The sequence below is a fragment of the Kitasatospora sp. NPDC089509 genome, from assembly GCF_044749365.1.
In the GTDB taxonomy this organism is placed as follows: domain Bacteria; phylum Actinomycetota; class Actinomycetes; order Streptomycetales; family Streptomycetaceae; genus Kitasatospora.
The window spans coordinates 1-1,320 of record NZ_JBIVHS010000064.1 but is presented as its reverse complement, the minus strand read 5'-3'; the positions used below and the strand labels follow the sequence as shown (position 1 = coordinate 1,320).

1 protein-coding gene is annotated in these 1,320 nt (G+C 71.7%); it reads left to right on the top strand.

All coding sequences use genetic code 11. The features are described from left to right. Window positions 1–60 precede the first annotated feature (60 nt). Window positions 61–1,320, top strand: a 1,260-nt coding sequence (locus ACIP4P_RS45080; RefSeq protein ID WP_400930349.1) for a hypothetical protein, incomplete at its 3' end; no start/stop codon positions are given.

Here is a 1,320-nt window from a genome sequence, read left to right as displayed (position 1 = left end):
GCCGCGCCCCCGCAGCACGCGAGCCGGCCGTCAGCCGAACGCCACATGAACGGAGTGACCATGGACGCGCTCTCCCGCCGAACCCTGCTGGCCGCCGGAGCGGCCACCGCCGCCACCCTGGCGGCCGGCTGCGGCAGCGACCGGGCCGGCGGGGAGCAGGCGGCCGGCGGCGCGACCCCGGCCGCCCCACCGTCCGGGGGACAGGGCGCCACCCCGGCCCCGGCCCCGCAGAAGCCGCAGGTCACGCTCATCGGCGACGGCTCCACCTCGGACACCGGCCCCCAGCCGCACCAGCCGGTCGTCGAACGGCTCCAGCCCGGCCAGCGGCCCCCGCAGTTCGTGGTCTTCTCCTGGGACGGCGCCGGCGAGCTGGACAACGGCCTGTTCGGCCGCTTCCGCCGGCTGGCCCAGGAGCACAACGCCTCGATGACCTTCTTCCTGAGCGGCCTCTACCTGCTGCCGGAGTCCAAGAAGGACCAGTACCGCCCGCCGCAGCACAAGGTCGGCGCCTCCGAGATCGGCTACCTGAGCGACCAGCACATCCACGACACCCTGGAGAACGTGCACGCCGCCTGGCTGGAGGGCCACGAGATCGGCACCCACTTCAACGGCCACTTCTGCGGCTCCACCGGCGTCGGCAAGTGGTCCCCGGAGGAGTGGGACAGCGAGATCCAGCAGGCGATGGACTTCGTCACCAACTGGCGCACCAACACCGGCTTCACCGACCTGCCGGCGCTGCCCTTCGACTACCGCAAGGAGCTGATCGGCAGCCGCACCCCCTGCCTGGAGGGCCAGCGCAACCTGCTGCCCACCGCCGTCAAGCGCGGCTGGCGCTACGACAGCAGCGGCAACGGCACCCAGGTGTGGCCGCAGAAGATCCAGGGCGGCGCCCTGTGGGACCTCCCGCTGCAGTCCATCCCGTTCCCCGGGCACACCTTCCAGGTGCTGTCGATGGACTACAACATCATGTTCAACCAGTGCGGCCCCAACACCAAGGCCGACCCGGCGCTCTACCCGGGCTACCAGACCCAGGCCCGGGACGCCTACCTGATGGGCTTCGACCGCACCTACAACAGCAACCGGGCGCCGTACATCATCGGCAACCACTTCGAGGAGTGGAACGGCGGCATCTACATGAACGCCGTCGAGGACGTGCTCAAGGCCATCGCGGACAAGCCGGAGGTCCGGCTGGTGTCCTTCCGCCAACTGGTGGACTGGCTGGACGCCCAGGACCCGGCGGTGCTGCGCAAGCTGCAGGGCCTCGGCCCGGGCCAGTCCCCGGCCGGCGGCTGGGAGGCCTTCCTCGGCACCCCGGCGGCG